Raw genomic sequence first — 22746 nt, 5'->3', positions numbered from 1 at the left:
CACGAGGCATCGAAGAAAGGACGCATGGCCGGGAGCCGCGCGCGCTTTCGTCATTCCCGATCGGACGCGTTGCCGCGACCGGAGCAGGCCGGCGGCGCCGGGCTTGCGAGCCTGCGCACCCCGGCCCGTACCGCCGATCAGGACGCGTGCCCCGACGTCAGGCTGAGCGCCACCGCTTGCGCGACTTCGATGCCGTCGATCGCGGCCGAATAGATGCCGCCCGCATACCCGGCGCCTTCGCCGGCCGGATACAGGCCTTCGACGTTCATGCTCTGGTAGTCGTCCTTGCGTCGAATCCGGATCGGCGACGACGTGCGCGTCTCCACGCCGGTCAGCACGGCGTCGTGCATCGCGAAGCCGGCGATCTTCTTGTCGATCTCCGGCAGCGCTTCGCGAATCGCTTCGATCACGTAGTCGGGCAGCGCGGTGCCGAGATCGGTCGGATTCACGCCGGGCTTGTACGACGGCTCCACGGAACCCAGCGACGTCGACGGCCGGCCCGCGATGAAATCGCCGACCAGCTGGCCCGGCGCGCGGTAGTCGCCGCCGCCGAGTTCGAACGCGCGCTCTTCCCATTTGCGCTGGAACGCGATGCCGGCGAGCGGGCCGCCCGGATAGTCGTCCGGCGTGATGCCGACGACGATGCCCGCGTTCGCATTGCGCTCGGCGCGGGAATACTGGCTCATCCCGTTGGTGACCACGCGGCCCGGCTCCGAGGTCGCGGCGACCACCGTGCCGCCCGGGCACATGCAGAAGCTGTAGACCGCGCGCCCGTTGCTTGCGTGGTGGACCACCTTGTAGTCGGCCGCGCCGAGCTGCTTGTGGCCCGCGAACTTGCCGAAGCGGCTGCGATCGATCAGCCCCTGCGGATGCTCGATACGGAAACCCAGCGAGAACGGCTTGGCTTCGATGTAGACGCCGCGGTCGTGCAGCATCTGGAACGTGTCGCGCGCGCTGTGACCCACGGCCAGCACCACGCGGTCGCACCGCAGCGTTTCCCCGTTCGACAGCTTGAGCGCGCGCACCTTGCCCTGATCGATTTCGATGTCGTCGACGCGGGTTTCGAAACGCACTTCGCCGCCGAGTTCGTGGATCGACGCGCGCATTTTTTCCACCATGCTGACGAGGCGGAACGTGCCGATGTGCGGGCGGCTCAGATACAGGATGTCCTCGGGCGCGCCGGCCTTGACGAATTCGTCCAGCACCTTGCGGCCATAGTGGTTCGGATCCTTGATCTGGCTGTACAGCTTGCCGTCGGAAAACGTCCCCGCGCCGCCTTCGCCGAACTGCACGTTGGATTCGGGATTGAGTACGCTCTTGCGCCACAGGCCGAAGGTGTCCTTGGTGCGCTCGCGCACGGCCTTGCCGCGTTCGAGGATGATCGGGCGGAACCCCATCTGCGCGAGGATCAGCCCCGCGAACAGCCCGCACGGCCCCATGCCGATGACGACCGGGCGCAGGAAATCGGCGTGCTCGGGCGCTTTCGTGACGAAGTGGTACGTCATGTCGGGCGTCACGCCGCAATGCGGCTTGCCGGCGATGCGCTGGAGCGCGGCCGCTTCGTCGCTGACTTCGACGTCGACGATATACGTGAGCTTGATGTCGGCGCGCTTGCGCGCGTCGTGCGCGCGGCGGAACACGGTGTAACGGAGCAACCCGTCTGGCGCCACGCCAAGCTCCGCGAGGCGCGCGCGAATCGCGGCCTCGAGCGCGCTCTCGGGGTGGTCGAGGGGGAGTTTAATTTCGCTTAGCCGTAACATGATGACTCGGATGCGATTGCCACGGCGCCGTGGCGATGTTGATACAGGTGGGGCCGGCACGTCTGCGGCGTCGTTCGCCGCGCGGGCATGCCGGACGCAAACCCTGCGCTGTCGTTGCGGGACAAGCGGCGCGAGCGGCAGTACGCCGACTCGAACGCGCAACGCGAGCAACTTCAGGATAGGCGCACGAAGCGGCCCGCGTGCGCGGATGATTGTTCCCTGTGTCGGGCGATCGGCGCGCCGTCATGACGATGCCGTGCGAGCGGTTTGCGCGAAAGCCGCGCCACGCGGGCGCGGCGCGGGCTTACTCCGCTGCCGGATGCACGCGGCTGTAGCGGTTCAGGATCGGGATCATCTGCGCGTAGATCTTCGGGTTCGCGGCCACGATCTCGTGGCGATGCAGGAAATCGGCGTCGCCCGTGTAGTTGCCGACGAGACCGCCGGCCTCGGTGATCAGCAGGCTGCCCGCCGCCATGTCCCACACGTTGATGCCTTGCTCGAAGAACGCGTCGAGGCGGCCGGCCGCGACGTTCGCGAGGTCGAGCGCCGCCGCGCCCGGGCGGCGCAGGCCCGTGCAGGCCTGCGTCATTTCGGTGAAGAGGCGCGCGTATGCGTCGAGGCCGTCCTTCTCGCGGAACGGAAAGCCGGTGCCGACCAGCGCGTCCGACAGGCGATCGCGGCGGCCCACGCGGATGCGGCGATCGTTCAGGTACGCGCCGCGGCCGCGGGTGGCCGTGAACAGGTCGTTCTTGTTCGGATCGTAGACGACGGCCTGCGTGACGACGCCCTTGTGCTCGAGCGCGATCGATACGCAGTAGTACGGGAAGCCGTGGATGAAGTTGGTCGTGCCGTCGAGCGGATCGATGATCCACTTGAATTCGGATTCGTTCTCCGATTCGCCCGATTCCTCCGCGAGGATCGCGTGGTCGGGGTAGGCGGTCTTCAGCGTCTCGATGATCGCGTCTTCGGCGGCCTTGTCCACTTCGGTGACGAAGTCGTTCTGCTGCTTCTTGCGGATCTCGATCAGGTCGAGATCGAGGGACGCGCGATTGATGATCTGTCCGGCGCGGCGCGCAGCCTTGACAGCAATGTTGAGCATGGGATGCATGAGCCTGGATCCTGTAGCCGGCGGCACGGGCCGCCACGAAGTGGGACAACCGCCCGGAACGGCGCAAGTGTGCCGGGGCGAGGTGAGACGCGAATTGACAAAGAGCGGGGTACGACCCGCGCTGCACCGAGCGCAACGCGTAAAGGCATGATTTTACCCGATTTTCGGCGGTTTCAGGCGATCGGCATGCGGGGAAACCCCCACTGGCCGTCCGGACGAGTGGGTTTGCGCGGGCGATGGCGATACCATACGGCCATTCTGATGAACCGAGTCGTATCGTAGTGGAAACCCCGCAGAACACCGCCGCGCCGTCCGAATCGGGCGCGGCCTCGTCCGCGCCGCCGTCCGGCGGCTTCACGTCCACCCGCTTCGTGCTCGTCGAGCCGAGCCATCCCGGTAACGTCGGGGCGGCGGCCCGCGCGCTGAAGACGATGGGCTTCTCGCGCCTCGTGCTGGTCGCGCCGCGCGTGCCGCACGTGCAGAGCGACCCCGACGCGATCGCGATGGCCAGCGGCGCGGACGACGTCCTCGCGTCCGCGCACGTCGTGCCGACGCTCGGCGAAGCGCTGTCCGGCGTGCACTGGTCGATCGCGCTGACCGCGCGCACGCGCGAGTACGGGCCGCCGCGCCTCGCACCGCGCGCGGCGGCCGCGCAGGCGAGCGCGCAAGTCGGCGCGGGCGACATCGCGCTCGTGTTCGGCAACGAGCGCACCGGTCTCGCGAACGAGCATGTCGAGCAGTGCAGCGCGCTCGCGCACATTCCGGCCAATCCGGCCTACAGTTCGCTGAATCTCGCGCAGGCCGTGCAGGTGCTCGCGTACGAGTTGCGCGTCGCGTTTCTCGAGCAAGCGAGCGAGCCGTCGGCGCAGCCGCAGGCCGAAGCCGGCACGCTCGCGCAGAGCGACGAGATCGAGCGGATGTACGTGCACCTCGAGAACGCATTGATCGCGCTCGACTTCCTCGATCCGCGCAATCCGAAGAAGCTGATGCCGCGGCTGCGGCGCCTGTTCGCGCGCACGGGCCTCGAGCGCGAGGAGGTCAACATCCTGCGCGGCGTCGCGAAGCACATCCTGCTGAAGTCGGGCAAGCCGGGCGGCGACGCGTAAGCGGGCGGCGCCCCGATTGCCGGGCGCGGGGCGGTCCGCTGGATGCGGCGCGTGGCCGGGCAGGCCATGCGTTAGCCAGCCGAGCCGTCGAACCGGCTGTTTCTCCCCGTCGATCGGCCCCGGAAACCCCGTCGCAACAAGCGTCCCGGCCGAATACCCGCGCCGACGGCGGGGTGAACGCGCGACCGCGTGCGGTCGGGCGCGACTGGCCCTACAATCGCCGGACGTCATAAGCAAATGACCCGGCGCGATAACGACCGGCATTGCCGGCGATGCGCGCCGGCCTTTTCCCAGATCACATCATGTTCACGAGACTGCGCGAAGACGTTGCAACGATTCGCGAGCGGGATCCCGCCGCTCGCAGTGCGTGGGAAGTGCTGACCTGTTATCCGGGGCTGCACGCGCTCGTCCTGCACCGTTTCGCGCACGCATGCTGGCGCGCGAAACGCTACTGGCTCGCGCGGTTCGCGTCGCAGGCGGGCCGGTTCCTGACGGGCATCGAGATCCATCCCGGCGCGACGATCGGCCGGCGCGTGTTCATCGATCACGGCATGGGCGTCGTGATCGGCGAGACGGCGATCATCGGCGACGACTGCACGATCTATCAGGGCGTGACGCTGGGCGGCACGTCGCTCACGCGCGGCGCGAAGCGTCACCCGACGCTGGAGGCCGGCGTGATCGTCGGCGCCGGCGCGAAGGTGCTCGGCGGTTTCACGGTGGGCGCGGGCGCGAAGATCGGCTCGAACGCGGTGGTCGTCAAGCCGGTGCCGGCCGGCGGCACCGCGGTCGGCAATCCGGCGCGCATCGTGATGCCGGCGCAGCCGAAGCCGCAGCCCGAGCGTGCGGCGTTCTGCGCGTACGGGATCACGCCGAACGCAGACGATCCGATGTCGCTCGCGATCCACGGGCTGATCGATCACGCGGCGAAGGAAAGTCGCCGCGTCGACGAAATCGTCGCGGCGCTCGAGCGGCTCGGCACGCATCTGGAAACGCTGCAGGGCGCCGACGCTGCGCGCCTCGACCTGCGCAGGCTGTCGGCGGTGCTGGAAGGCAAGACGGTCGAACGCCAGATGTAACGAACGCGATCCACGCCGATCGCTGCCGGTCGGTGCGACGGCAGCGGCGGCGTCAGTCGAGCGGCATCGCGTGGATGCCTTCCGCGTCGACGCGCAGGTAGCCGCCGCGTCGCGTGCCGTGATCGAGATCCCAGTCGGGCAGCACCCAGCGGATCCCGTCCGGTTCCGCGTGGCGCGCGGGGCGGTGCGTGTGGCCGTGAATGATCACGCTCGCGCGGCTTTTCCGGAACAGCGCGGCCACGCCTTCCCGCGTGACGTCGTAGACGGCCGAAGCAGGGCGCATCCGGCCCGCTTCGCTGGTCGAGCGCATGCGCTGCGCGAGCGCGCGGCGCCAGCGGAACGGCCACGCGAGAAACAGCCATTGCGCGACGCGGTTGCGCGCGAAGCGGCGGAACACCTGGTAGCCGCGGTCGGCCGTGCATTGCGCGTCGCCGTGCGCGAGCACGATGCGCTGGCCGAACGCGACGATCAGCGAAGGGTCGGGCAGCAGCATCGCGCCGGCCGCCTTCATGAAGCGCCGGCCGAGCAGGAAATCGCGGTTGCCGTGCATCACGTAGAGCGCGATGCCGCGTTCCGAGAACGTGTGCATCAGCGCGGCCATGCGCGCGGCGAACGGATCGTCGTCGAGGATGTCGTCGCCGATCCAGTATTCGAACAAGTCGCCGAGGATGAACACCGAGTCGGCGCTGTCGGCCGTGTATTTCACGAAATGCTCGAACGCGGCGACCGTCTTCGGAATCGCCTCGCTCAGGTGCAGATCGGACAGAAACAGGAACGGGCGTGCGGCTTGCGCGTATTCGCGCTCGCCCGGCACGCCCGCGGAGACGCTTCGCGGCGGACTCTCCTGCAACATCGAAGTGCCTCCGTAACGGCTGGTGCGTCAGACCACCACGGCCTTTTCGATCACGACGTCGTCGGTCGGCACGTCCTGGTGGAAGCCGGCGTTGCCCGTCTTGACACCCTTGATCTTGTCGACCACGTCCTGGCCTTCGACGACCTTGCCGAACACCGCGTAGCCCCAGCCTTGCGGCGTCGGCGACGAGTGGTTCAGGAAGTCGTTGTCGTTCACGTTGATGAAGAACTGGGCGGTCGCCGAGTGCGGATCGTTCGTGCGCGCCATCGCGACCGTGTAGTTGTCGTTCTTCAGGCCGTTGTTCGCCTCGTTGTCGATCGGCGCGTCGGTCGGCTTCTGCTTCAGGCCCGGCTCGAAGCCGCCGCCCTGGATCATGAAGCCGTTGATCACGCGATGGAACACGGTGCCGTCGTAATGGCCCTTCTTCACGTAGTTCAGGAAGTTCTCGACCGTCTTCGGTGCCTTCGCGGCGTCGAGTTCGAGCTTGATCACGCCGTGGTTCGTATGCAGTTCAACCATGATGAATTCCTTCGGTAAGGCGGTTTAAATGGCACGCGGCCGGTCGTGCGACGCGGCCGCGTGTGGCGCCGGACGTGCCGGCAGGTTCTTACTTCGAGACGATGCTCGCCGATTCGATCACGACCGGTTGCGCCGGCACGTCCTGCATCGGCCCGCGCGAGGTCGTCGCCACGCCTTCGATCTTCTTCACGACGTCGAGGCCCGACACGACCTTGCCGAACACCGCATAGCCGTTGCCGTCCGGGTTCGGGTAGTCGAGGCCGCTGTTGTCGACCGTGTTGATGAAGAACTGCGCGGTGGCCGAATTCGGATCGCTCGTGCGGGCCATCGCGATCGTGCCCGTCAGGTTCTTCAGACCATTGCGGCTTTCCAGCGGGATCGGCGCGCGGGTCGGCTTTTCCTCGAAGTTGGTCTTGTAGCCGCCGCCCTGGATCATGAAGCCCTTGATCACGCGATGGAAGATCGTGCCGTTGTACTGGCCGGCCTTCACGTAATCGAGGAAGTTGGCGACCGACTTCGGCGCCTTCTCCGGATAGAGCTCGACGCGGATGTCGCCCTGCGAGGTCTTGAGCTGCACGACGGGGTGCGCGGTGGCCGTTTGCGCGAACGCGGGCGCGGTCGCGAGAAGGGCGGCGCCGCCAAGCGCCAGCAACAGACGTTTCATTGCGATCCTCAGGTTGGGAGGGAAGGAGGGCCGCGCCGCTTATTTCGACGGCGCGACGTACGGTGCCGCCAGTGCGCCCGACGGACCGCTGAACTGGAACGTCGGCGACATCGGCAGCGTGGTGGTGCTCACGTTCGCGGCGGCGCGATCAGTGTAGTCGCGCGTGGCCGGCGTCGTCGCGCGGGCGTTCGGCGCGGCTTTCGACGGCGACACGATCTTCTGCAGATCGGCGAGGCGCTGCGCGGTCGCGCCGCTCGTGCGGCCGAGCGATTGCGCGCGCTTGTACGATTCGGCCGCGAGGCGCAGGTACAGATCGCCGAGGTTCTCGTACGCGAGCGAGTAGCTCGGGTTCGATTGCGTCGCGGTGACGAGCGCGGTGCGCGCTTCATCGTAGCGGCCGTGCTTCGCGTAGAGCGCGGCGAGGTTGTTGTACGGCTCGGGCAGTTCGGGGTAGGCCTGCGTGATCGCGACGAACTGCTGGATCGCGTCGTCGTCGCGGTTCAGGCGGGCCAGCACGGTGCCGCGCTTGAACTGCGCCTGCACGTCGCGCGGGTTCGACGCGATGCGCGCGTCGAGCTGCGCGAGCGCCTGCTTCCACTGCTTGCCGGCGATCGACGCATCGACTTCTGGCGTGCCGTCGGCGACCGCCGGGGCCTTTTGCGCATGTGCCGCGGGCGCCGCGAAAAGCGTCAGCGCGACGCCCATGACGGTGGTCGCAACGAGGGTCGCAGCGCTCGGCGCGCGGCCGCGATGAGGTTTCATAGGCGTAAATCGGAATGTTATACTCCGAGCCATTCTAACAAAACGTCTGCGCGTTCCGGCGAGCGGCAGACAGTCTTTCTTAGCCTCTCGTGGCCGTCACCGCTGTGCTTGCAGCCTGACCGCCCCATGTGATATCGAGGACGCGCGGCCTGGCGCCGCAGCAGATGGTCCGTCCGTTTCACATGCTGGGCGAGCTTCGCCAGGGCGGTTTCCTTCGGCTCACGGTTCATCTCTATGGAATCACTGCGCATCTACAACACGCTCGCGCGTGACAAGCAAGTTTTCGTGCCGCGCCAGCCCGGCGAAGTGCGGATGTACGTATGCGGGATCACCGTCTACGACTATTGTCACGTGGGCCACGCGCGCATGCTGGTCGTGTTCGACCTCGTCCAGCGCTGGCTGCGTGCGATCGGCTATCGGGTCACGTACGTGCGCAACATCACCGACATCGAGGACAAGATCATCCGCCGCGCGGTCGAGAACGGCGAGACGATCAAGTCGCTGACCGACCGCTTCATCGGCGCGATGCACGAGGATGAAACCGCGCTCGGCATCCAGCGGCCCGACATCGAGCCGCGCGCGACGCAGTTCATCCCGCAGATGCTCGGCATGATCGAGACGCTCGAGGCGAACGGCTACGCGTACCAGGCGACCGACGGCGACGTCAATTACTCGGTGCGCAAGTTCGCGAACTACGGGAAGCTGTCGGGCAAGTCGCTCGACGATCTCCGTGCGGGCGAGCGCGTCGCCGCGAACGATGCGAAGCAGGATCCGCTCGACTTCGTGCTGTGGAAGCGCGCGAAGGCGGACGAGCCGGAAGGCGCGTCGTGGGCGTCGAAGTACGGGATGGGTCGCCCGGGCTGGCACATCGAGTGCTCGGCGATGGGCTGCTCGCTGCTCGGCAATCATTTCGACATCCACGGCGGCGGGCAGGATCTGCAATTCCCGCACCACGAGAACGAGATCGCGCAGAGCGAAGGCGCGACCGGCGAGACGTTCGTCAATTACTGGATGCACAACGGCTTCGTGCAGGTCGACAACGAGAAGATGTCGAAATCGCTCGGCAACTTCTTCACGATCCGCGAAGTGCTCGAGCGTTACGACGCGGAAGTCATGCGCTTCTTCATCGTGCGCACGCACTACCGTTCGCCGCTGAATTACAGTGACGTGCATCTCGACGATGCGCGCGCGTCGCTCACGCGTCTGTACACCGCGCTGAAGGATGTCGAGCCCGACACGCTCGCGCTCGACTGGAGCGAGCCGCACGCGCAGCGTTTCGCGGCCGCGATGAACGACGATTTCAACACGCCGGTCGCGGTGGCGACGCTGTTCGAGCTGGCGGGCGAAGTCAACCGCACGCGCGATGCGTCGCTCGCGCGGCAACTGAAACAGCTGGCGGGCCTGCTCGGCCTGCTGGGCCGCGAACCGCGCGCGTTCCTGCAGCAGGCGTCCGGCGCCGCACAGGCGGGCGGGCTCGCGGCCGACGAGATCGAAGCGAAGATCGCCGCGCGCGTCGCGGCGAAGCAAGCGAAGGACTATGCCGAAGCGGACCGGATCCGGGCGGAACTGCTCGAAGCCGGCATCGCACTTGAAGACAAACCGGGCGGATCGACCGAATGGCGTCGCGTATGAGCGCGGCGCGTTCCACTGACCGATCCGTCAGGTAGGAGGCAAGATGGCAACGGCCAGAAAAGCGCCGGTCAGGCGCGCGACTCCGGTCGCCGCGCGTCCGGCAGCCAAGCGCGTCCCGGCGACGAAGGCGGACGCGACGCGCGCCGTGCCGAACGGCGCGCTGAACGGTCATGCGCAGCCGGCAGCCGCGCTGCCGGCCGCCGACGCGGCCCGCAAGACACGGGCGTCCGAAGCGGACGGCGAGGAAGTCGTCGTGCGTCCCGCCTATTGGGACAAGGCGTGCGCGGACCTCGTCAAGCGCGACCGGATCCTGAAGAAACTGATTCCGAAGTTCGGTCCCGCGCATCTCGTGAAGCGCGGCGATCCGTTCGTCACGCTCGCGCGCTCGGTCGTCGGCCAGCAGATTTCGGTGCCGTCCGCGCAGTCGCTGTGGGCGCGCATCGAGGACGCCTGTCCGAAGCTCGCGCCGCAACCGGTGATCCGGCTCGGCGCGGACAAGCTGATCGCGTGCGGGTTGTCCAAGCGCAAGACGGAATACATCCTCGATCTCGCGCAGCATTTCGTGTCGGGGGCGCTGCACGTCGACAAATGGATGTCGATGGACGACGAGGACGTGATCGCGGAACTCACGCAGATCCGCGGCATCAGCCGCTGGACGGCCGAGATGTTCCTGATCTTCAACCTGTCGCGGCCCGACGTGCTGCCGCTCGACGACCCGGGCCTGATCCGTGCGATCAGCGTCAATTACTTCAGCGGCGAACCCGTCACGCGCAGCGAGGCGCGCGAGGTTGCGGCCAACTGGGAGCCGTGGCGCACCGTCGCGACCTGGTACATGTGGCGCAGCCTCGATGCGCCCGACGCCGACGCCTGAGCGCCGGCTATCGGGTTTTAAACATCAATAGTTGAGAGCCGGTTTTGAGCGTCGCCCGCGCGGGTAGAATACGCGCTGCCGCAAGACCCAAGGATTCGAACACATGAAGACCACATTTCTGGATTTCGAACAGCCGATCGCCGAACTCGAGGCCAAGATCGAAGAGCTGCGATTCGTGCAGGACGACTCGGCTGTCGATATTTCGGAAGAAATCGAGCGGCTGTCGAAGAAAAGCCAGCAACTGACGAAAGACCTCTACGCGAACCTGTCGCCGTGGCAGGTTTCGCAGATCGCGCGGCATCCGCAGCGGCCGTACACGCTCGATTACGTCGCGGAACTGTTTACCGATTTTCACGAGCTGCATGGCGATCGCGCGTTCGCGGACGACCTGTCGATCGTCGGCGGTCTCGCGCGCTTCGGCGGCCATCCGTGCATGGTGATCGGTCACCAGAAGGGGCGCGACACGAAGGAGCGCGCCGCGCGCAACTTCGGGATGCCGCGTCCGGAGGGCTATCGCAAGGCCGAACGCCTGATGCGTCTGGCCGAGAAGTTCGGGCTGCCGATCTTCACGTTCGTCGACACGCCGGGCGCGTACCCGGGCATCGGCGCGGAAGAGCGCGGCCAGTCGGAGGCGATCGGCCGCAACCTGTACGTGATGGCCGAGCTGAAGACGCCGATCATCACGACGGTAATCGGCGAGGGCGGTTCGGGCGGCGCGCTGGCGATCGCCGTGGCCGACACCGTGATGATGCTGCAGTTCTCGACCTACTCGGTGATCTCGCCGGAAGGCTGCGCGTCGATCCTGTGGAAGAGCGCCGCGAAGGCGCCGGAAGCCGCGGAAGCGCTGGGCCTGACCGCGCACCGCCTGAAGGCGCTCGGCCTGATCGACAAGATCATCAACGAGCCGCTCGGCGGCGCGCATCGCGATCCGAAGGGCATGGCCGCGCTGCTGCGCCGTGCGTTGGCCGATTCGCTGCGCCAGTTCCAGGGCATGAGCATCGATGCGCTGCGCGAGCGCCGCTTCGAGCGCCTGATGGCCTACGGCAAGTTCAAGGAAACCACGCCGGGCGCATGACCGGCCGTGTATGCAATGCGCGCGCCGCTGCGCGCGCGTCCCGCTCGTGATCCCGCCCACCGAATTCTCCGCCGACCGCGTCGTACTCGACGCGGTCGGCGTTGCGCTTTCCGGCCTGCCGCCGGATGCGCGCATCGCGATCGCGTACAGCGGCGGCCTCGATTCGACCGTGCTGCTCGACGCGGCCGTGCGCGTCGCGGGCGCATCGCGCTGCGTCGCGCTGCACGTGCATCACGGCCTGAGCGCGAACGCCGATGCGTGGGTCGCGCATGCCGAAGGGCAGGCGGCGCGGCTCGGCGTCGCATTCGAATCGATGCGCGTCGACGTGCCGCGCGACAGCGGGCTCGGTGTCGAGGCGACGGCGCGCGAGCGTCGCTACGCGGCGCTCGACGAGATGGGCGGGCGCCACGGCGTGGCGGCGCTGTGGCTCGCGCAACATGCGGACGACCAGGCCGAGACGGTGCTGCTGCAACTGCTGCGCGGGGCGGGAATCGCGGGGCTCGCCGCGATGGCCCCGCGTTATCGCCCCGACGGCGGGAACATCGACCGTGTGCGTCCGTTGCTGAGACTGTTGCGCGCGCAACTTGAGCGCTATGCGGAGCAGCACGCGCTCGTGTGGATCGACGACGAATCGAACGGCGATACGCGCTATGCGCGCAATGCGCTGCGCGTCGACGTGCTGCCGGCGCTGGCCGTGCATTTCCCGGGCTTTCGCGACGCGCTCGGTCGCGCGGCCCAGCATGCGGCGGCCGCTCAGCGGCTGCTCGACGATCTGGCCGAGCTGGATTTCGCCGTCGCCGCGCGCGATGACGGTCAGGCGCTGTCGCGCGACGCGCTGATCGGCTTCGACGACACGCGTGGCGCGAACCTGCTGCGCTTCTGGATGCGCCGGCTGGGTTTGCCGGGCGCGTCGGCGGCCCGGCTCGCGAACATGATGCGGCAACTGCGCGCGGCGCACGACGCGCATGCGCTGCGCGTCGATCATGCGGGGCAGTGCCTGCGGCTCTATCGCGATGTCGTCTACTGGGAAGCGGGCGACAGCAGCGAGCCGGCCGACGACGGCACGGGCGCACCGCAACCGGAGGCGGCACTCGCATGGGACGGACAGGACGTGTGGCACCTGCCGGGATGGCGCGGCACGTTCGTGTTCGCGCCCGCCGACGCGGGCAGCGCCGATGCGGTGCCGGAGGGGTTGCTGCGCGGTGCGCGGCTGGCGGCGCGCGCGCGGGCCGGCGGCGAACGGATGCGCACATCGCCGGGCGGGCCCGGCCGGACGCTGAAGAACCTGTTCCAGGAGCGCGGCGTGCCGGCCTGGCAGCGCGACGTGCCGCTGCTGTTCGCGGGCGACCGGCTGATCTACGTGCCGCGGCTGGGCGTCAATCGCGACATGGGCGAGGCTGTCCACGCGGCGCCCGCCACCGCCGCATGGCGCCGAATCGAATGGCGTCCCGACCTGCTGATCGCATAGCGGCGGCGGGTGACTGGCGGCGCGATGGCGTGCCCATTTTCACCATTTGGTAAACAGCGCCGGAACGGCCGGCGACACGGCACGCGGCTTGTCAAGTGGGCGTCTATCGGGTACGCTCGGTCGTTTGCTCGGCTCGATTTTTGAGCGTTTTGTGCAGGTTTCCCGCGTGACGTACCCGGTTTGCGCGGCCTGATCGGCCTTCCGGGCAAAATCCGTCACGCTTGCGTGTTGCGTCCCAGCCGTTCCCCTCGTCGTCCGTCCACAGCCACAAGCCGCGTGACCGAACGGCAACGCGGCCTGCCCAGCGCGCCCGTGCGGCTTCTCCTCCAGTTCAGAACGACAATGGCACTCATCGTACACAAATACGGCGGCACTTCGATGGGCTCGGTCGAGCGCATCAAGAACGTCGCGAAACGCGTCGCAAAATGGCATCAGGCCGGGCACCAGATGGTGGTCGTGCCTTCGGCGATGTCCGGCGAAACCAACCGTCTGCTCGGTCTTGCGAAAGAGATTTCGAGCCAGCCGAGCCCGCGTGAGCTCGACATGATCGCGTCGACCGGCGAGCAGGTCAGCGTCGGCCTGCTGTCGATCGCGCTGCAGGAAATCGGTGTCGAGGCCGTGAGCTATGCCGGCTGGCAAGTGCCGATCAAGACGGACAGCGCGTTTACGAAGGCACGCATTCACTCGATCGACGACGAGCGCGTGAAGGCAGACCTGAACGCGGGCAAGGTCGTGATTATCACCGGCTTCCAGGGCGTCGATCCGGACGGTCACATCACGACGCTGGGCCGCGGCGGCTCGGACACGTCGGCGGTAGCGGTGGCCGCTGCGCTGGGCGCCGAAGAGTGCCTGATCTATACCGACGTCGACGGCGTCTACACGACCGACCCGCGCGTCGTCGAAGAGGCGCGCCGCCTCGACCGCGTGACGTTCGAGGAGATGCTGGAAATGGCCAGCCTCGGCTCGAAGGTCCTGCAGATCCGCTCGGTCGAATTCGCCGGCAAATACCAGGTGAAGACGCGTGTGCTGTCGAGCCTGACCGATCCGCTGATTGCGCTCGACGAAGAAATGCGCTCGGGCACCCTGATTACTTTTGAAGAAGACGAGACCATGGAAAAGGCAGTCATTTCCGGCATCGCGTTCCAGCGCGACGAAGCACGCATTGCGGTGATGGGCGTGCCCGACAAGCCGGGCATCGCATATCAGATCCTCGGCCCGGTGGCCGATGCGAACGTCGACGTCGACATGATCATCCAGAACCAGAGCGTCGAAGGCAAAACCGACTTCACGTTCACGGTCGGTCGCGGCGACTACCAGAAGGCGATGGACATCCTCACCAACCAGGTGCAGGGCCATGTGAGCGCCGAGCGCGTGCAGGGCGACCCGAAGGTGTCGAAGGTGTCGGTCGTCGGCGTCGGCATGCGTTCGCACGTGGGCGTCGCGAGCAAGATGTTCCGCACGCTGTCGGAAGAGGGCATCAACATCCAGATGATCTCGACGTCCGAAATCAAGATTTCGGTGCTGATCGACGAGAAATACATGGAGCTGGCCGTCCGCGCGCTGCACAAGGTGTTCGAACTCGACCAGGCATCGTGAATTTTTCGTGATGCATTGAAGAAAATGCATCACGGAAATTGACGCACGGTTCGAAACCCTATATTATTTCGTTCTCGTCGCACTGCCTCCCTGGTGCGAGCGAAAGTTTGGGAGACGTGGCCGAGAGGTCGAAGGCACTCCCCTGCTAAGGGAGCATCTGGGCCAAAACCTGGATCGAGGGTTCGAATCCCTCCGTCTCCGCCAAAAGCGGTGACAAAGCCCCGCAAGTTCTCGGACTTGCGGGGCTTTTTCTTTTTCACGATCAAATTGACTTACAAGCCTGGCGGGTATTGAGCGCGATGAGCGAGGTGCTTCGCCAGTTGCGGCCGTCGCAATTGCCGCGCCGTGGTGTGGCTGCAAGTGTCGTCCGTGCCGAACCGTTGCGGTGACGCGGCCACGACGCCCGACAAGGCAGACCGGATGCGCGATCTCAGGTGCAAACCTGAGCCGCGCCGTCCTGGACAAACTCTCGGAAACCCTCAAGCGCCCATTCAGTAAAAGCGGCGCTGCAGAGCGGGGCGGGGAGCATGCGGCACAACCTGCGCTCCCCCGCCCCGGTGACACCCGTTGCTCGGTCCGGCAGGCCACGCTGAGCCGCGCCAACCGCCACGACTCCGCGTCGAGACGGCCGCTCTACGTCATCCTGGTGACGGCCGGACACGCCTGATGCGCGGCGCGGAGCAGAGCCATTAGTCGATGTCTTCACCCCAGGGGATCGAATTGAGAATATTTTCATCAAGGAGATTGATCTTCCTGGGATTGAAAGAAAAATTTTCGAATGTGGCATCGTCCGGAATCAAACGCTTCTGACCGTTCGTCACCAAATATTTCGATCCGCTCGTTTTTCCTTGGGCGAGATAGGCTCCGTTGGACAGCGCCCCGACCAACGGGATACGGGAAACGAGAGAATTGTTGGTTTTGATGGGGCTCCCCGGAATGAACAGGTTTTCGTATGTGGGCCAATCCGGAATGGTGTGGCGCGCTCCATTAATAACGAGGTAGATGATGGGGCTGTCGGACGCCTTGATGCGCTGTCCGTCATATTGCCTGGAATCGGCATAACCTGCCTTCGCCTCCGCATCGGAGATCGGGGGGAGGTCATTTTCGGAGTGTGCGGCTTGCGTGCTCATATCAATCTCCATTTCTCTTGATTAATGAAAGTCACAATTAACGAATGAAGCTATCGGCCTTGATGTAATTGTGCTGCCTTTCGATTCGTGGTGAATCTATCGGGCAAATTTATTCTATGTAGCGGCCATGTTAACGCAAAGGATATTTCGTCAGACATTGTCAAGCGTCGAGCTGAAATGTTTTTATCGTTATTAATATTGGTGGATTGCTGTAATAGTTTACTTTTTTGATTTAATAATTTAGTTTAAGTGACCGGTGGCGCAAATTGTTCAAGGTATTTGCATGTCCTGCCGATTAAGGCCGGTGCGTGCGCAAGTGCTCGCCACCGCCGCGGCTGATCGCGTTGCCGGCAATATGTCGATGAACCTCGAAGCGAGTGAGCTTTCATCGACGGGCTACAAGCCGACGGCTCGTCGATTGCGCAAGCGCCGTGGCTGCGGTCACTGGGCTCGGTGGCGCAGCAACTGTCGCGTTTGTCTCCATGGCCTTCTCCCGTTCTTCCGGACACCTCAGTCAAGCTGATGTAAGCCGAAGGGGACGAAATGGTGCGGATATGGGATCGCGTGAGTCCGTCGGCGTGAGCGGCGCGATCGCGCGAAAGAGGCGGGCGAGGACAACGCTTCGTCCGGGCTGCACTGCACGAGATCAAATGAAATAAAAATGAAAGAATTCGTGTAAGGCAGACTGCCCCACGCGATCGCCGCGCCGCGAGACATCGATCTTGTCGCTCCAACCCCTCGAAATGACCGGTTGATGTCAAAAATGCGGCGCTGCGTCTATTCTCGCGGCACATCGCCTTGGATAATACAAAAAATTACCCATATAAATCAGTATATTACGCAGAAGGCGAAAAACAGTGCTCTGCTGCGCTGCAGAAAATAATCAATCGCCTTATGCTGGTTAACCCGATCGCGTTTGAGCGGCGTCAAGTTTTCCGGTGATGCCGCTTTACATTTAGCCAACATTGGCGATTCACGAAATCTACCTGTCGATTTGATTTCGTTCCTTTCGTCGCGCCTGTCCCCGATGCAAGGCGCGACCTCCTCAAGGCGTTGTTGACATGCATGATTTCCCCTTCCTGAGCCTGGCCATCTGGGTTCCGATACTGTTCGGCGCGGGGCTGCTGCGCGCCGGTTCCGACCAGCATTTCCGCCGGATACGACTGATCGCGCTGGTCGGCGCGATTGCCGGGCTGGCGGCCGTCGTTCCGCTGATGGCCGGTTTCGACGCGCATTCCGCGGCGATGCAGTTCGTCGAAAGACGCGACTGGCTCGCGGCATTCAATGCCGGATGGCGGGTCGGCATCGACGGCGCGTCGCTCTGGCTCGTCGTGCTGACCGCGTTCACGACGCTCGTGGTAGTGGTGGCATCGTGGGAATCGGTCACGGTTCGCGTCGCGCAGTACTACGCGTCGTTCCTGATCCTGTCGGGGCTGATGGTCGGCGTGTTCGTCGCGCAGGACGGGCTGCTGTTCTTCATCTTCTTCGAGGCGACGCTGATTCCGTTGTACCTGCTGATCGGTACGTGGGGGCGCGAGCGCCGCGTGTATGCGGCCGTGAAGTTCTTCTTCATCTCGTTCGCCGGCTCGCTGTTGCTGCTGATGGCGATGCTGTACCTGTACGCGCAGTCGCATACGTTCGACATGGCCGTGTGGCGCACGTTGCAGCTCGGCTTCGCGCCGCAGTTGCTGGTGTTCCTCGGCTTTTTCGCCGCGTTCGCGGTCAAGGTGCCGATGTGGCCGGTCCACACGTGGCTGAGCGACGTGTACACCGACGGCCCCACGGGCGCCGCGCTGATGCTCGCGATGCTCAAGCTCGGCGGGTACGGGTTCCTGCGCTTCGCGCTGCCGATCACGCCCGACGCGAGCCATTTCTTCGCGCCGGCCGTGATCGCGCTGTCGCTGTTCGCGATCGTCTACGCGAGCCTGATTGCGCTCGCACAGACCGATCTCGGCAAGCTGCTCGCGTATTCGACGGTCGCGCACATGGGGATCGTCACGCTCGGGCTGTTCCTGTTCAACCGGATCGGCGTCGAAGGCGCGATCGTGCAGCTCGTGTCGTACGGCTTCGTGGCGGGCGCGATGCTGTTGTGCGTGAACGTGCTCGTGGACCGCACCCGGCAGCGCGAGATCGCCGCATACGGCGGCGTGGCCGGGGTGATGCCGCGTTTCGCGACCTTCACGCTGCTGTTCGCGATGGCCAACGTCGGGCTGCCGGGCACGTCGGGGTTTGTCGGCGAGTTCATGGTGATCATGGGCGCGATCCGCTTCAACTTCTGGATCGGCGCGATCGCGGCGCTCACGCTGATCCTCAGCGCGTCGTACACGCTGTGGATGCTCAAGCGCGTGGTGTTCGGCAAGGTCGCGAACCAGCGGATCGCGAAGCTCGCGGACCTGAACCGCCGCGAGATCGTGATGTTCGCGTCGCTCGCACTGATCGTGCTGGCGGTCGGCATCGATCCGAAGCCGTTCACCGATGCAATCGATCCGACCGTCGGCAAGCTGATCCAGGAAGCCAGTCATTCGAAGGTGCCGGCAGGGGATGGCCCCGCGCTGGCGTTGCCGTCGTACATGGCGTCGACGCACGACTGAGCGCGCGGCACACCGGGCCGTCCCGCGCAAACGAGCCGCGTCGAGCGGCGACGCATCGTTGCGCACGCATCCATCGCGGCCCGGCACGGCAAGTGCCGGGCGCGCTTGCGGCTGCGTGAAATTGCCCCGCGACAATGTGACTCACGGCAGATTTTGCAATGATGATTTGCCGCATGCGCCGGTTTTTCATCACACTCGCGCGACGTATGATTCGGCCAATTTCGTGAATCGAATGCGCATCGGGCATACGCAAACGGATTCAATGACCCTCGGGCTGTGTGATGAAAAGAAGAGCTTCAAGAGGCTGGTCGGCGCTGCTTTCAATGGGCGCGGCATTGAGCCTGTCAGGTTGTAATTTAGATGTACTGAATCCGAAAGGAAGCGTGGGGGCGGCCGAAAAGGCGCTGATCGCGACGTCCACGTGGGCGATGCTGATCGTCGTCGTGCCGGTGATCCTGCTCACGCTGTGGTTCGCGTGGCGTTACCGCGCGTCGAACCGCAACGCCGCCTACGCGCCGAACTGGTCGCACTCGACCGCGATCGAAGTCGTGATCTGGACGGTGCCGACGCTGATCATCCTGTTCCTCGGCGTGCTCACGTGGAAGACCACGCATGAGCTCGATCCGTACAAGCCGCTCGAATCGGCGGTGAAGCCGATCGACGTCGAGGTGGTCGCGCTCGACTGGAAGTGGCTGTTCATCTATCCCGAGCTCGGCATCGCGTCGGTGAACCAGCTCGCGATTCCGGTCGGCACGCCGGTGAACTTCCGCATCACGTCGGATTCGGTGATGAACTCGTTCTTCATCCCGCAGCTCGGCGGCCAGGTCTACGCGATGGCCGGCATGCAGACGCGCCTGCACCTGATCGCCGACGAGGCCGGCAATTACGCGGGCACGTCCGCCAACTTCAGCGGCCGCGGTTTCTCGGACATGAAGTTCCGCACGCTCGCCGAGCCGCGCGAGCAGTTCGATGCATGGGTGCAGAAGGTGAAGGCGTCGCCGGACCGGCTCGACGCGACCGTATACGGCAGCGTCGCGCAGCCGAGCGAGAAGGCGCCGGTGCGCTACTTCTCGTCGGTCGATCCGCGGCTCTTCCACAACATCATCGCGAAATACAACGATGGCCACGTCCTCGACCTGAAGGACGCCGCCTGCGGCACGAAGGGGTAACGCATGTTCGGCAAACTCACACTTTCGGCGATCCCGTTCGATCAGCCCATCATCATGGGGGCCGGCGCCTTCATGGGGCTGGTCGTGCTGGGCATTCTCGCCGCGCTGACGATCACCGGCCGATGGAAATGGCTGTGGACGGAATGGCTGACCACGGTCGACCACAAGAGACTCGGGGTGATGTACATCATCGTCGCGCTGATCATGCTGCTGCGCGGCTTCGCCGACGCGATCATGATGCGCATGCAGCTCGCGCTCGCGTACAACGCGCCCGGCTATCTGCCGCCGCACCACTATGACCAGATCTTCACGGCACACGGCGTGATCATGATCTTCTTCATGGCGATGGTGTTCATGGTCGGCCTGATGAACCTCATCGTGCCGCTGCAGATCGGTGCGCGCGACGTCGCGTTCCCGTTCATCAACTCGCTGTCGTTCTGGATGACGGCGGTCAGCGCGATCCTGATCAACCTGTCGCTCGTGATCGGCGAATTCGCGCAGACGGGCTGGCTCGCGTACCCGCCGCTGTCGGAGCTGCAGTTCAGTCCGGGGGTAGGGGTCGACTACTATCTGTGGGCGCTGCAGATCTCCGGCGTCGGCACGCTGCTGACCGGCGTGAACTTCTTCGTGACGATCATCAAGATGCGCGCGCCCGGCATGACGCTGTTGAAGATGCCGGTGTTCACGTGGACGGCGCTCTGCACGAACGTGCTGATCATGGCGTCGTTCCCGATCCTGACCGCGACGCTCGCGCTGCTCGGCCTCGACCGTTACCTCGGCATGCACTTCTTCACGAACGACGCCGGCGGCAACGCGATGCTGTACCTGAACCTGATCTGGGCGTGGGGCCATCCGGAGGTGTACATCCTGATCCTGCCGGCGTTCGGGATCTTCTCGGAAGTCATCGCGACGTTCGCGAAGAAGCCGCTGTTCGGCTACAAGACGATGGTGTACGCGACCTGCGCGATCATGGTGCTGTCGTTCCTCGTGTGGCTGCATCACTTCTTCACGATGGGCTCGGGCGCGAACGTGAACGCGTTTTTCGGGATCATGACGATGATCATCGCGATTCCGACCGGCGTGAAGGTGTTCAACTGGCTGTTCACGATGTACCGCGGCCGGATCGAATTCACGACGCCGGTGCTGTGGACGATCGGCTTCATGGTCACGTTCACGCTCGGCGGCATGACCGGCGTGATGATGGCCATTCCCGGCGCCGACTTCGTGCTGCACAACAGCCTGTTCCTGATCGCGCACTTCCACAACGTGATCATCGGCGGCGTGCTGTTCGGCTATCTCGCGGGCTTCAACTACTGGTTCCCGAAGGCGTTCGGCTTCAAGCTGAACGAGAAGCTCGGCAAGGCCGCGTTCTGGTTCTGGCAGGTCGGCTTCTACGTCGCGTTCGTGCCGCTCTACGTGCTCGGCTTCATGGGCATGACGCGCCGCCTGAACCATTACGACAACCCGGCCTGGCATCCGTGGCTGCTGGTCGCCGCGTTCGGCGCCGTGCTGATCGCGATCGGCATCGCGTGCCAGCTGCTGCAGCTGGTGGTCAGCATCCGCAACCGCCATCTGCCCGAGTACCGCGACACGACGGGCGACCCGTGGGGCGGCCGCACGCTGGAGTGGGCGACGTCGTCGCCGCCGGCCGACTACAACTTCGCGGTGATCCCGCAGGTGCGCACGCTCGACGCGTATGCGGACATGAAGGCGCGCGGCGAAGGCCGGCCGAACCCGGCAGCGATTCGCGACATCCACATGCCGTCGAATACCTGCGCGGGCCTCGTGATCGCGGTCTTCAGCCTGGTGCTCGGCTTCGCGCTGGTGTGGCACATCTGGTGGATGGCGATCGGCGGGCTCGTCGGAATCATCGCGACGCTCGTGATCTACAGCTCGCGCGATAACGACGGCTATTACATCCCTGCGTCGACGGTGCGCAAGACCGAAGACAAGCAGCCGACGAAGCGCACGGCCGCGCGCGTCGACGACGTGGAACTGGAGGCCAACTGATGTTGCAGAAAACCTTGAGCGCAACCCTGCTCGAGCACGACGACCATCCGCCGTCGCATTCGGTGTTCGGTTTCTGGCTGTACCTGATGACCGACTGCGTGATCTTCGCGGCGCTGTTCGCGACGTTCGCGGTGCTCGGCCACCAGTACGCGGGCGGGCAGACCGCGAAAGAGCTGTTCGACATTCCGGGCGTCGCGGTGGAAACCGCCGCACTGCTGCTGTCGAGCATCACGTACGGTTTCGCGATGCTCGCGGCGTACAAGCAGCGGCGCGGTGCGCTGCTCGCATGGCTCGCGGTGACGTTCGTGCTCGGCGCGGCGTTTCTCGCGATGGAACTGCGGGAGTTCTCGCACCTGATCGCGGAAGGCGCCGGCCCGCAGCGCAGCGCGTTCCTGTCGGCGTTCTTCACGCTGGTCGGCACGCACGGGCTGCACGTGACGGCAGGTCTCTTGTGGATGATCGTGCTGGCCGCGCAGATCGTGTTGCGCGGCGGCGACCTGACCGATCGCGACCTGCGACGCCTGACGTGCCTGAGCCTGTTCTGGCACTTCCTCGACATCGTGTGGATCTGCGTGTTTTCCTTTGTCTATCTCGCGAGCGTGATCTAAATGGCCCATTCGCATTCGTCTCAACTCGAAGAAGGGCACGGCAGTGTCGGCGGCTACGTCGCCGGTTTCATCCTGTCGGTGCTGCTCACGGCCGCGTCGTTCGGCCTCGTGATGGGCGGCGTGCTGTCGCCGCATGCGTCGCTGATCGGGCTCGCCGTGCTCGCGTTCGTGCAGATCGTCGTGCACCTCGTGTACTTCCTGCACATGAACGGCTCGTCGGGCCAGCGCTGGAACGTGATGGCGTTCAGCTATACGGTGCTGACCGCCGCGATCCTGATCGTCGGCACGCTGTGGGTGATGCACAACGTGAGCATGAACATGATGTCGCGTTGAGCGGCAGCGCGGCGCATCGGGTTCACCACCATGCGCGTTCATGAAGAAAAGGCGGCACGTGCCGCCTTTTCGTTTTTTCCCGCTGCCGCGTCGCGTCGCGTCGGGCAGTGCGGTCAGCGTCGCGGGCCGGCGTCGGCCGTCAGCGCATGCGCGCAGTCGGCGCGGTACTCGGCGGCGAGCCGATGCTTCGCGCCGTCGAGATCGTCGGGGTAATACGGGCTGGCATGGGCGGGATCGTAGCCGACCTGTTCGAGTTCGGTCAGCTCGCGCACGAGGTCCGCACGCGTGACGTCGCTGCCCGTGTGCACGAACGGGTACGCGTTGCATTCCTGCGGGGTGAGGTGCGGCCCCGCGAATGCGGCGGTGCTCGCGCATGCGAGCAGCATGCAGGCGACGGTGGTCGACAGTTTCATCC

General features: G+C 65.3%; 20 protein-coding genes and 1 tRNA gene. 13 read left to right on the top strand and 8 right to left on the bottom strand.

All coding sequences use genetic code 11. The features are described from left to right. Window positions 1–137 precede the first annotated feature (137 nt). Both A9Z05_RS08620 and A9Z05_RS08615 read right to left on the bottom strand, forming a co-directional pair. Entirely contained in the window at window positions 138–1760 is a 1623-nt protein-coding gene (locus A9Z05_RS08620) for an NAD(P)/FAD-dependent oxidoreductase (RefSeq protein ID WP_069617716.1), read from the bottom strand. Between the two features lie 304 nt (window positions 1761–2064). Then, complete coding sequence (locus tag A9Z05_RS08615; protein WP_059608913.1) at window positions 2065–2868, bottom strand: inositol monophosphatase family protein; 804 nt, start codon at window positions 2866–2868, stop codon at window positions 2065–2067. Window positions 2869–3149: 281 nt separating this feature from the next. On the opposite strand from A9Z05_RS08615, the gene A9Z05_RS08610 reads away from it, so the two are divergent. Both A9Z05_RS08610 and cysE read left to right on the top strand, forming a co-directional pair. Continuing rightward, window positions 3150–3974 carry an RNA methyltransferase gene (locus tag A9Z05_RS08610; protein ID WP_069617715.1) on the top strand — a complete coding sequence of 275 codons (825 nt, stop codon included), beginning with the start codon at window positions 3150–3152 and terminating at the stop codon, window positions 3972–3974. Window positions 3975–4276: 302 nt separating this feature from the next. Further along, window positions 4277–5050, top strand: a complete 774-nt coding sequence (cysE, locus tag A9Z05_RS08605; RefSeq protein WP_027784824.1) for a serine O-acetyltransferase — start codon at window positions 4277–4279, stop codon at window positions 5048–5050. 52 nt (window positions 5051–5102) lie between these two features. On the opposite strand, the gene A9Z05_RS08600 is transcribed toward cysE, so the two are convergent. The 4 genes from A9Z05_RS08600 to A9Z05_RS08585 all read right to left on the bottom strand — a co-directional run bounded on the left by A9Z05_RS08600 (window position 5103) and on the right by A9Z05_RS08585 (window position 7848). Then, entirely contained in the window at window positions 5103–5903 is an 801-nt protein-coding gene (locus A9Z05_RS08600) for a UDP-2,3-diacylglucosamine diphosphatase (RefSeq protein WP_069617714.1), read from the bottom strand. 27 nt (window positions 5904–5930) lie between these two features. Continuing rightward, window positions 5931–6422, bottom strand: a complete 492-nt coding sequence (locus A9Z05_RS08595) for a peptidylprolyl isomerase (RefSeq protein ID WP_006478428.1) — start codon at window positions 6420–6422, stop codon at window positions 5931–5933. 88 nt (window positions 6423–6510) lie between these two features. After that, window positions 6511–7086, bottom strand: a complete 576-nt coding sequence (locus A9Z05_RS08590) for a peptidylprolyl isomerase (protein ID WP_006484003.1) — start codon at window positions 7084–7086, stop codon at window positions 6511–6513. Between the two features lie 39 nt (window positions 7087–7125). Continuing rightward, window positions 7126–7848, bottom strand: a complete 723-nt coding sequence (locus A9Z05_RS08585) for a tetratricopeptide repeat protein (protein ID WP_084044165.1) — start codon at window positions 7846–7848, stop codon at window positions 7126–7128. A gap of 234 nt (window positions 7849–8082) precedes the next feature. Here A9Z05_RS08585 and cysS point away from each other — a divergent pair, with 234 nt between their 5' ends. From cysS to A9Z05_RS08555, 6 genes are all read left to right on the top strand, one after another. Continuing rightward, window positions 8083–9480, top strand: coding sequence for a cysteine--tRNA ligase (cysS, locus tag A9Z05_RS08580; protein ID WP_069617712.1), 1398 nt, complete (start codon window positions 8083–8085; stop codon window positions 9478–9480). Between the two features lie 43 nt (window positions 9481–9523). After that, entirely contained in the window at window positions 9524–10351 is an 828-nt protein-coding gene (locus tag A9Z05_RS08575; protein WP_050012971.1) for a DNA-3-methyladenine glycosylase, read from the top strand. 103 nt (window positions 10352–10454) lie between these two features. Beyond that, window positions 10455–11426, top strand: a complete 972-nt coding sequence (locus A9Z05_RS08570; protein WP_006478433.1) for an acetyl-CoA carboxylase carboxyltransferase subunit alpha — start codon at window positions 10455–10457, stop codon at window positions 11424–11426. A 46-nt stretch (window positions 11427–11472) separates the two neighbouring features. After that, window positions 11473–12894, top strand: a complete 1422-nt coding sequence (gene tilS / locus A9Z05_RS08565; protein WP_069617738.1) for a tRNA lysidine(34) synthetase TilS — start codon at window positions 11473–11475, stop codon at window positions 12892–12894. Between the two features lie 342 nt (window positions 12895–13236). Next, window positions 13237–14490 carry an aspartate kinase gene (locus A9Z05_RS08560; protein ID WP_069617711.1) on the top strand — a complete coding sequence of 418 codons (1254 nt, stop codon included), beginning with the start codon at window positions 13237–13239 and terminating at the stop codon, window positions 14488–14490. Between the two features lie 110 nt (window positions 14491–14600). Beyond that, window positions 14601–14694 (top strand) — tRNA-Ser (locus A9Z05_RS08555). Window positions 14695–15179: 485 nt separating this feature from the next. Here A9Z05_RS08555 and A9Z05_RS08550 read toward each other — a convergent pair. Next, entirely contained in the window at window positions 15180–15620 is a 441-nt protein-coding gene (locus A9Z05_RS08550; protein ID WP_069617710.1) for a hypothetical protein, read from the bottom strand. A gap of 1061 nt (window positions 15621–16681) precedes the next feature. Between A9Z05_RS08550 and A9Z05_RS08545 the strand changes: the two genes are divergently transcribed. From A9Z05_RS08545 to cyoD, 5 genes are all read left to right on the top strand, one after another. Further along, window positions 16682–18211 carry a NuoM family protein gene (locus A9Z05_RS08545; protein ID WP_069617709.1) on the top strand — a complete coding sequence of 510 codons (1530 nt, stop codon included), beginning with the start codon at window positions 16682–16684 and terminating at the stop codon, window positions 18209–18211. Between the two features lie 281 nt (window positions 18212–18492). After that, the gene (gene cyoA / locus A9Z05_RS08540; protein WP_069617708.1) at window positions 18493–19380 is read left to right on the top strand and encodes a ubiquinol oxidase subunit II; all 888 of its coding nucleotides are present in this window, start codon (window positions 18493–18495) and stop codon (window positions 19378–19380) included. Window positions 19381–19383: 3 nt separating this feature from the next. After that, on the top strand, window positions 19384–21390 hold the full coding sequence (cyoB, locus tag A9Z05_RS08535; RefSeq protein ID WP_069617707.1) for a cytochrome o ubiquinol oxidase subunit I: 2007 nt from the start codon (window positions 19384–19386) through the stop codon (window positions 21388–21390). Continuing rightward, on the top strand, window positions 21390–21998 hold the full coding sequence (gene cyoC, locus A9Z05_RS08530; RefSeq protein WP_027784811.1) for a cytochrome o ubiquinol oxidase subunit III: 609 nt from the start codon (window positions 21390–21392) through the stop codon (window positions 21996–21998). The genes cyoB and cyoC overlap by 1 nt, the downstream gene beginning before the upstream one ends. Continuing rightward, window positions 21999–22331: a cytochrome o ubiquinol oxidase subunit IV gene (cyoD, locus tag A9Z05_RS08525; protein WP_059573658.1), complete on the top strand. Its 333-nt coding sequence runs from the start codon at window positions 21999–22001 to the stop codon at window positions 22329–22331. A gap of 113 nt (window positions 22332–22444) precedes the next feature. Here the strand turns inward: cyoD and A9Z05_RS08520 are convergent, their stop codons facing one another. Then, complete coding sequence (locus A9Z05_RS08520) at window positions 22445–22744, bottom strand: DUF4148 domain-containing protein (RefSeq protein WP_069617706.1); 300 nt, start codon at window positions 22742–22744, stop codon at window positions 22445–22447. Window positions 22745–22746 lie beyond the last annotated feature (2 nt).

The sequence above is a fragment of the Burkholderia sp. A2 genome, from assembly GCF_001729305.1.
Taxonomy (GTDB): domain Bacteria; phylum Pseudomonadota; class Gammaproteobacteria; order Burkholderiales; family Burkholderiaceae; genus Burkholderia; species Burkholderia sola.
Note: the sequence above shows the minus strand (reverse complement) of the source record. Positions and strands in the feature narration are given on the sequence as shown.

What these genes read in the sequence shown, in the direction of transcription:
- A9Z05_RS08550 (WP_069617710.1), bottom strand. Translation starts at nt 15,620, where the DNA reads ATGAGCACGCAAGCCGCACACTCCGAAAATGACCTCCCCCCGATCTCC.
- A9Z05_RS08600 (WP_069617714.1), bottom strand. Translation starts at nt 5,903, where the DNA reads ATGTTGCAGGAGAGTCCGCCGCGAAGCGTCTCCGCGGGCGTGCCGGGC.
- cyoD (WP_059573658.1), top strand. Translation starts at nt 21,999, where the DNA reads ATGGCCCATTCGCATTCGTCTCAACTCGAAGAAGGGCACGGCAGTGTC.
- A9Z05_RS08575 (WP_050012971.1), top strand. Translation starts at nt 9,524, where the DNA reads ATGGCAACGGCCAGAAAAGCGCCGGTCAGGCGCGCGACTCCGGTCGCC.
- cyoC (WP_027784811.1), top strand. Translation starts at nt 21,390, where the DNA reads ATGTTGCAGAAAACCTTGAGCGCAACCCTGCTCGAGCACGACGACCAT.
- A9Z05_RS08590 (WP_006484003.1), bottom strand. Translation starts at nt 7,086, where the DNA reads ATGAAACGTCTGTTGCTGGCGCTTGGCGGCGCCGCCCTTCTCGCGACC.
- cyoB (WP_069617707.1), top strand. Translation starts at nt 19,384, where the DNA reads ATGTTCGGCAAACTCACACTTTCGGCGATCCCGTTCGATCAGCCCATC.
- cysE (WP_027784824.1), top strand. Translation starts at nt 4,277, where the DNA reads ATGTTCACGAGACTGCGCGAAGACGTTGCAACGATTCGCGAGCGGGAT.
- cysS (WP_069617712.1), top strand. Translation starts at nt 8,083, where the DNA reads ATGGAATCACTGCGCATCTACAACACGCTCGCGCGTGACAAGCAAGTT.
- A9Z05_RS08620 (WP_069617716.1), bottom strand. Translation starts at nt 1,760, where the DNA reads ATGTTACGGCTAAGCGAAATTAAACTCCCCCTCGACCACCCCGAGAGC.
- cyoA (WP_069617708.1), top strand. Translation starts at nt 18,493, where the DNA reads ATGAAAAGAAGAGCTTCAAGAGGCTGGTCGGCGCTGCTTTCAATGGGC.
- A9Z05_RS08545 (WP_069617709.1), top strand. Translation starts at nt 16,682, where the DNA reads ATGCATGATTTCCCCTTCCTGAGCCTGGCCATCTGGGTTCCGATACTG.
- A9Z05_RS08595 (WP_006478428.1), bottom strand. Translation starts at nt 6,422, where the DNA reads ATGGTTGAACTGCATACGAACCACGGCGTGATCAAGCTCGAACTCGAC.
- A9Z05_RS08570 (WP_006478433.1), top strand. Translation starts at nt 10,455, where the DNA reads ATGAAGACCACATTTCTGGATTTCGAACAGCCGATCGCCGAACTCGAG.
- A9Z05_RS08520 (WP_069617706.1), bottom strand. Translation starts at nt 22,744, where the DNA reads ATGAAACTGTCGACCACCGTCGCCTGCATGCTGCTCGCATGCGCGAGC.
- A9Z05_RS08585 (WP_084044165.1), bottom strand. Translation starts at nt 7,848, where the DNA reads ATGAAACCTCATCGCGGCCGCGCGCCGAGCGCTGCGACCCTCGTTGCG.
- A9Z05_RS08560 (WP_069617711.1), top strand. Translation starts at nt 13,237, where the DNA reads ATGGCACTCATCGTACACAAATACGGCGGCACTTCGATGGGCTCGGTC.
- A9Z05_RS08615 (WP_059608913.1), bottom strand. Translation starts at nt 2,868, where the DNA reads ATGCATCCCATGCTCAACATTGCTGTCAAGGCTGCGCGCCGCGCCGGA.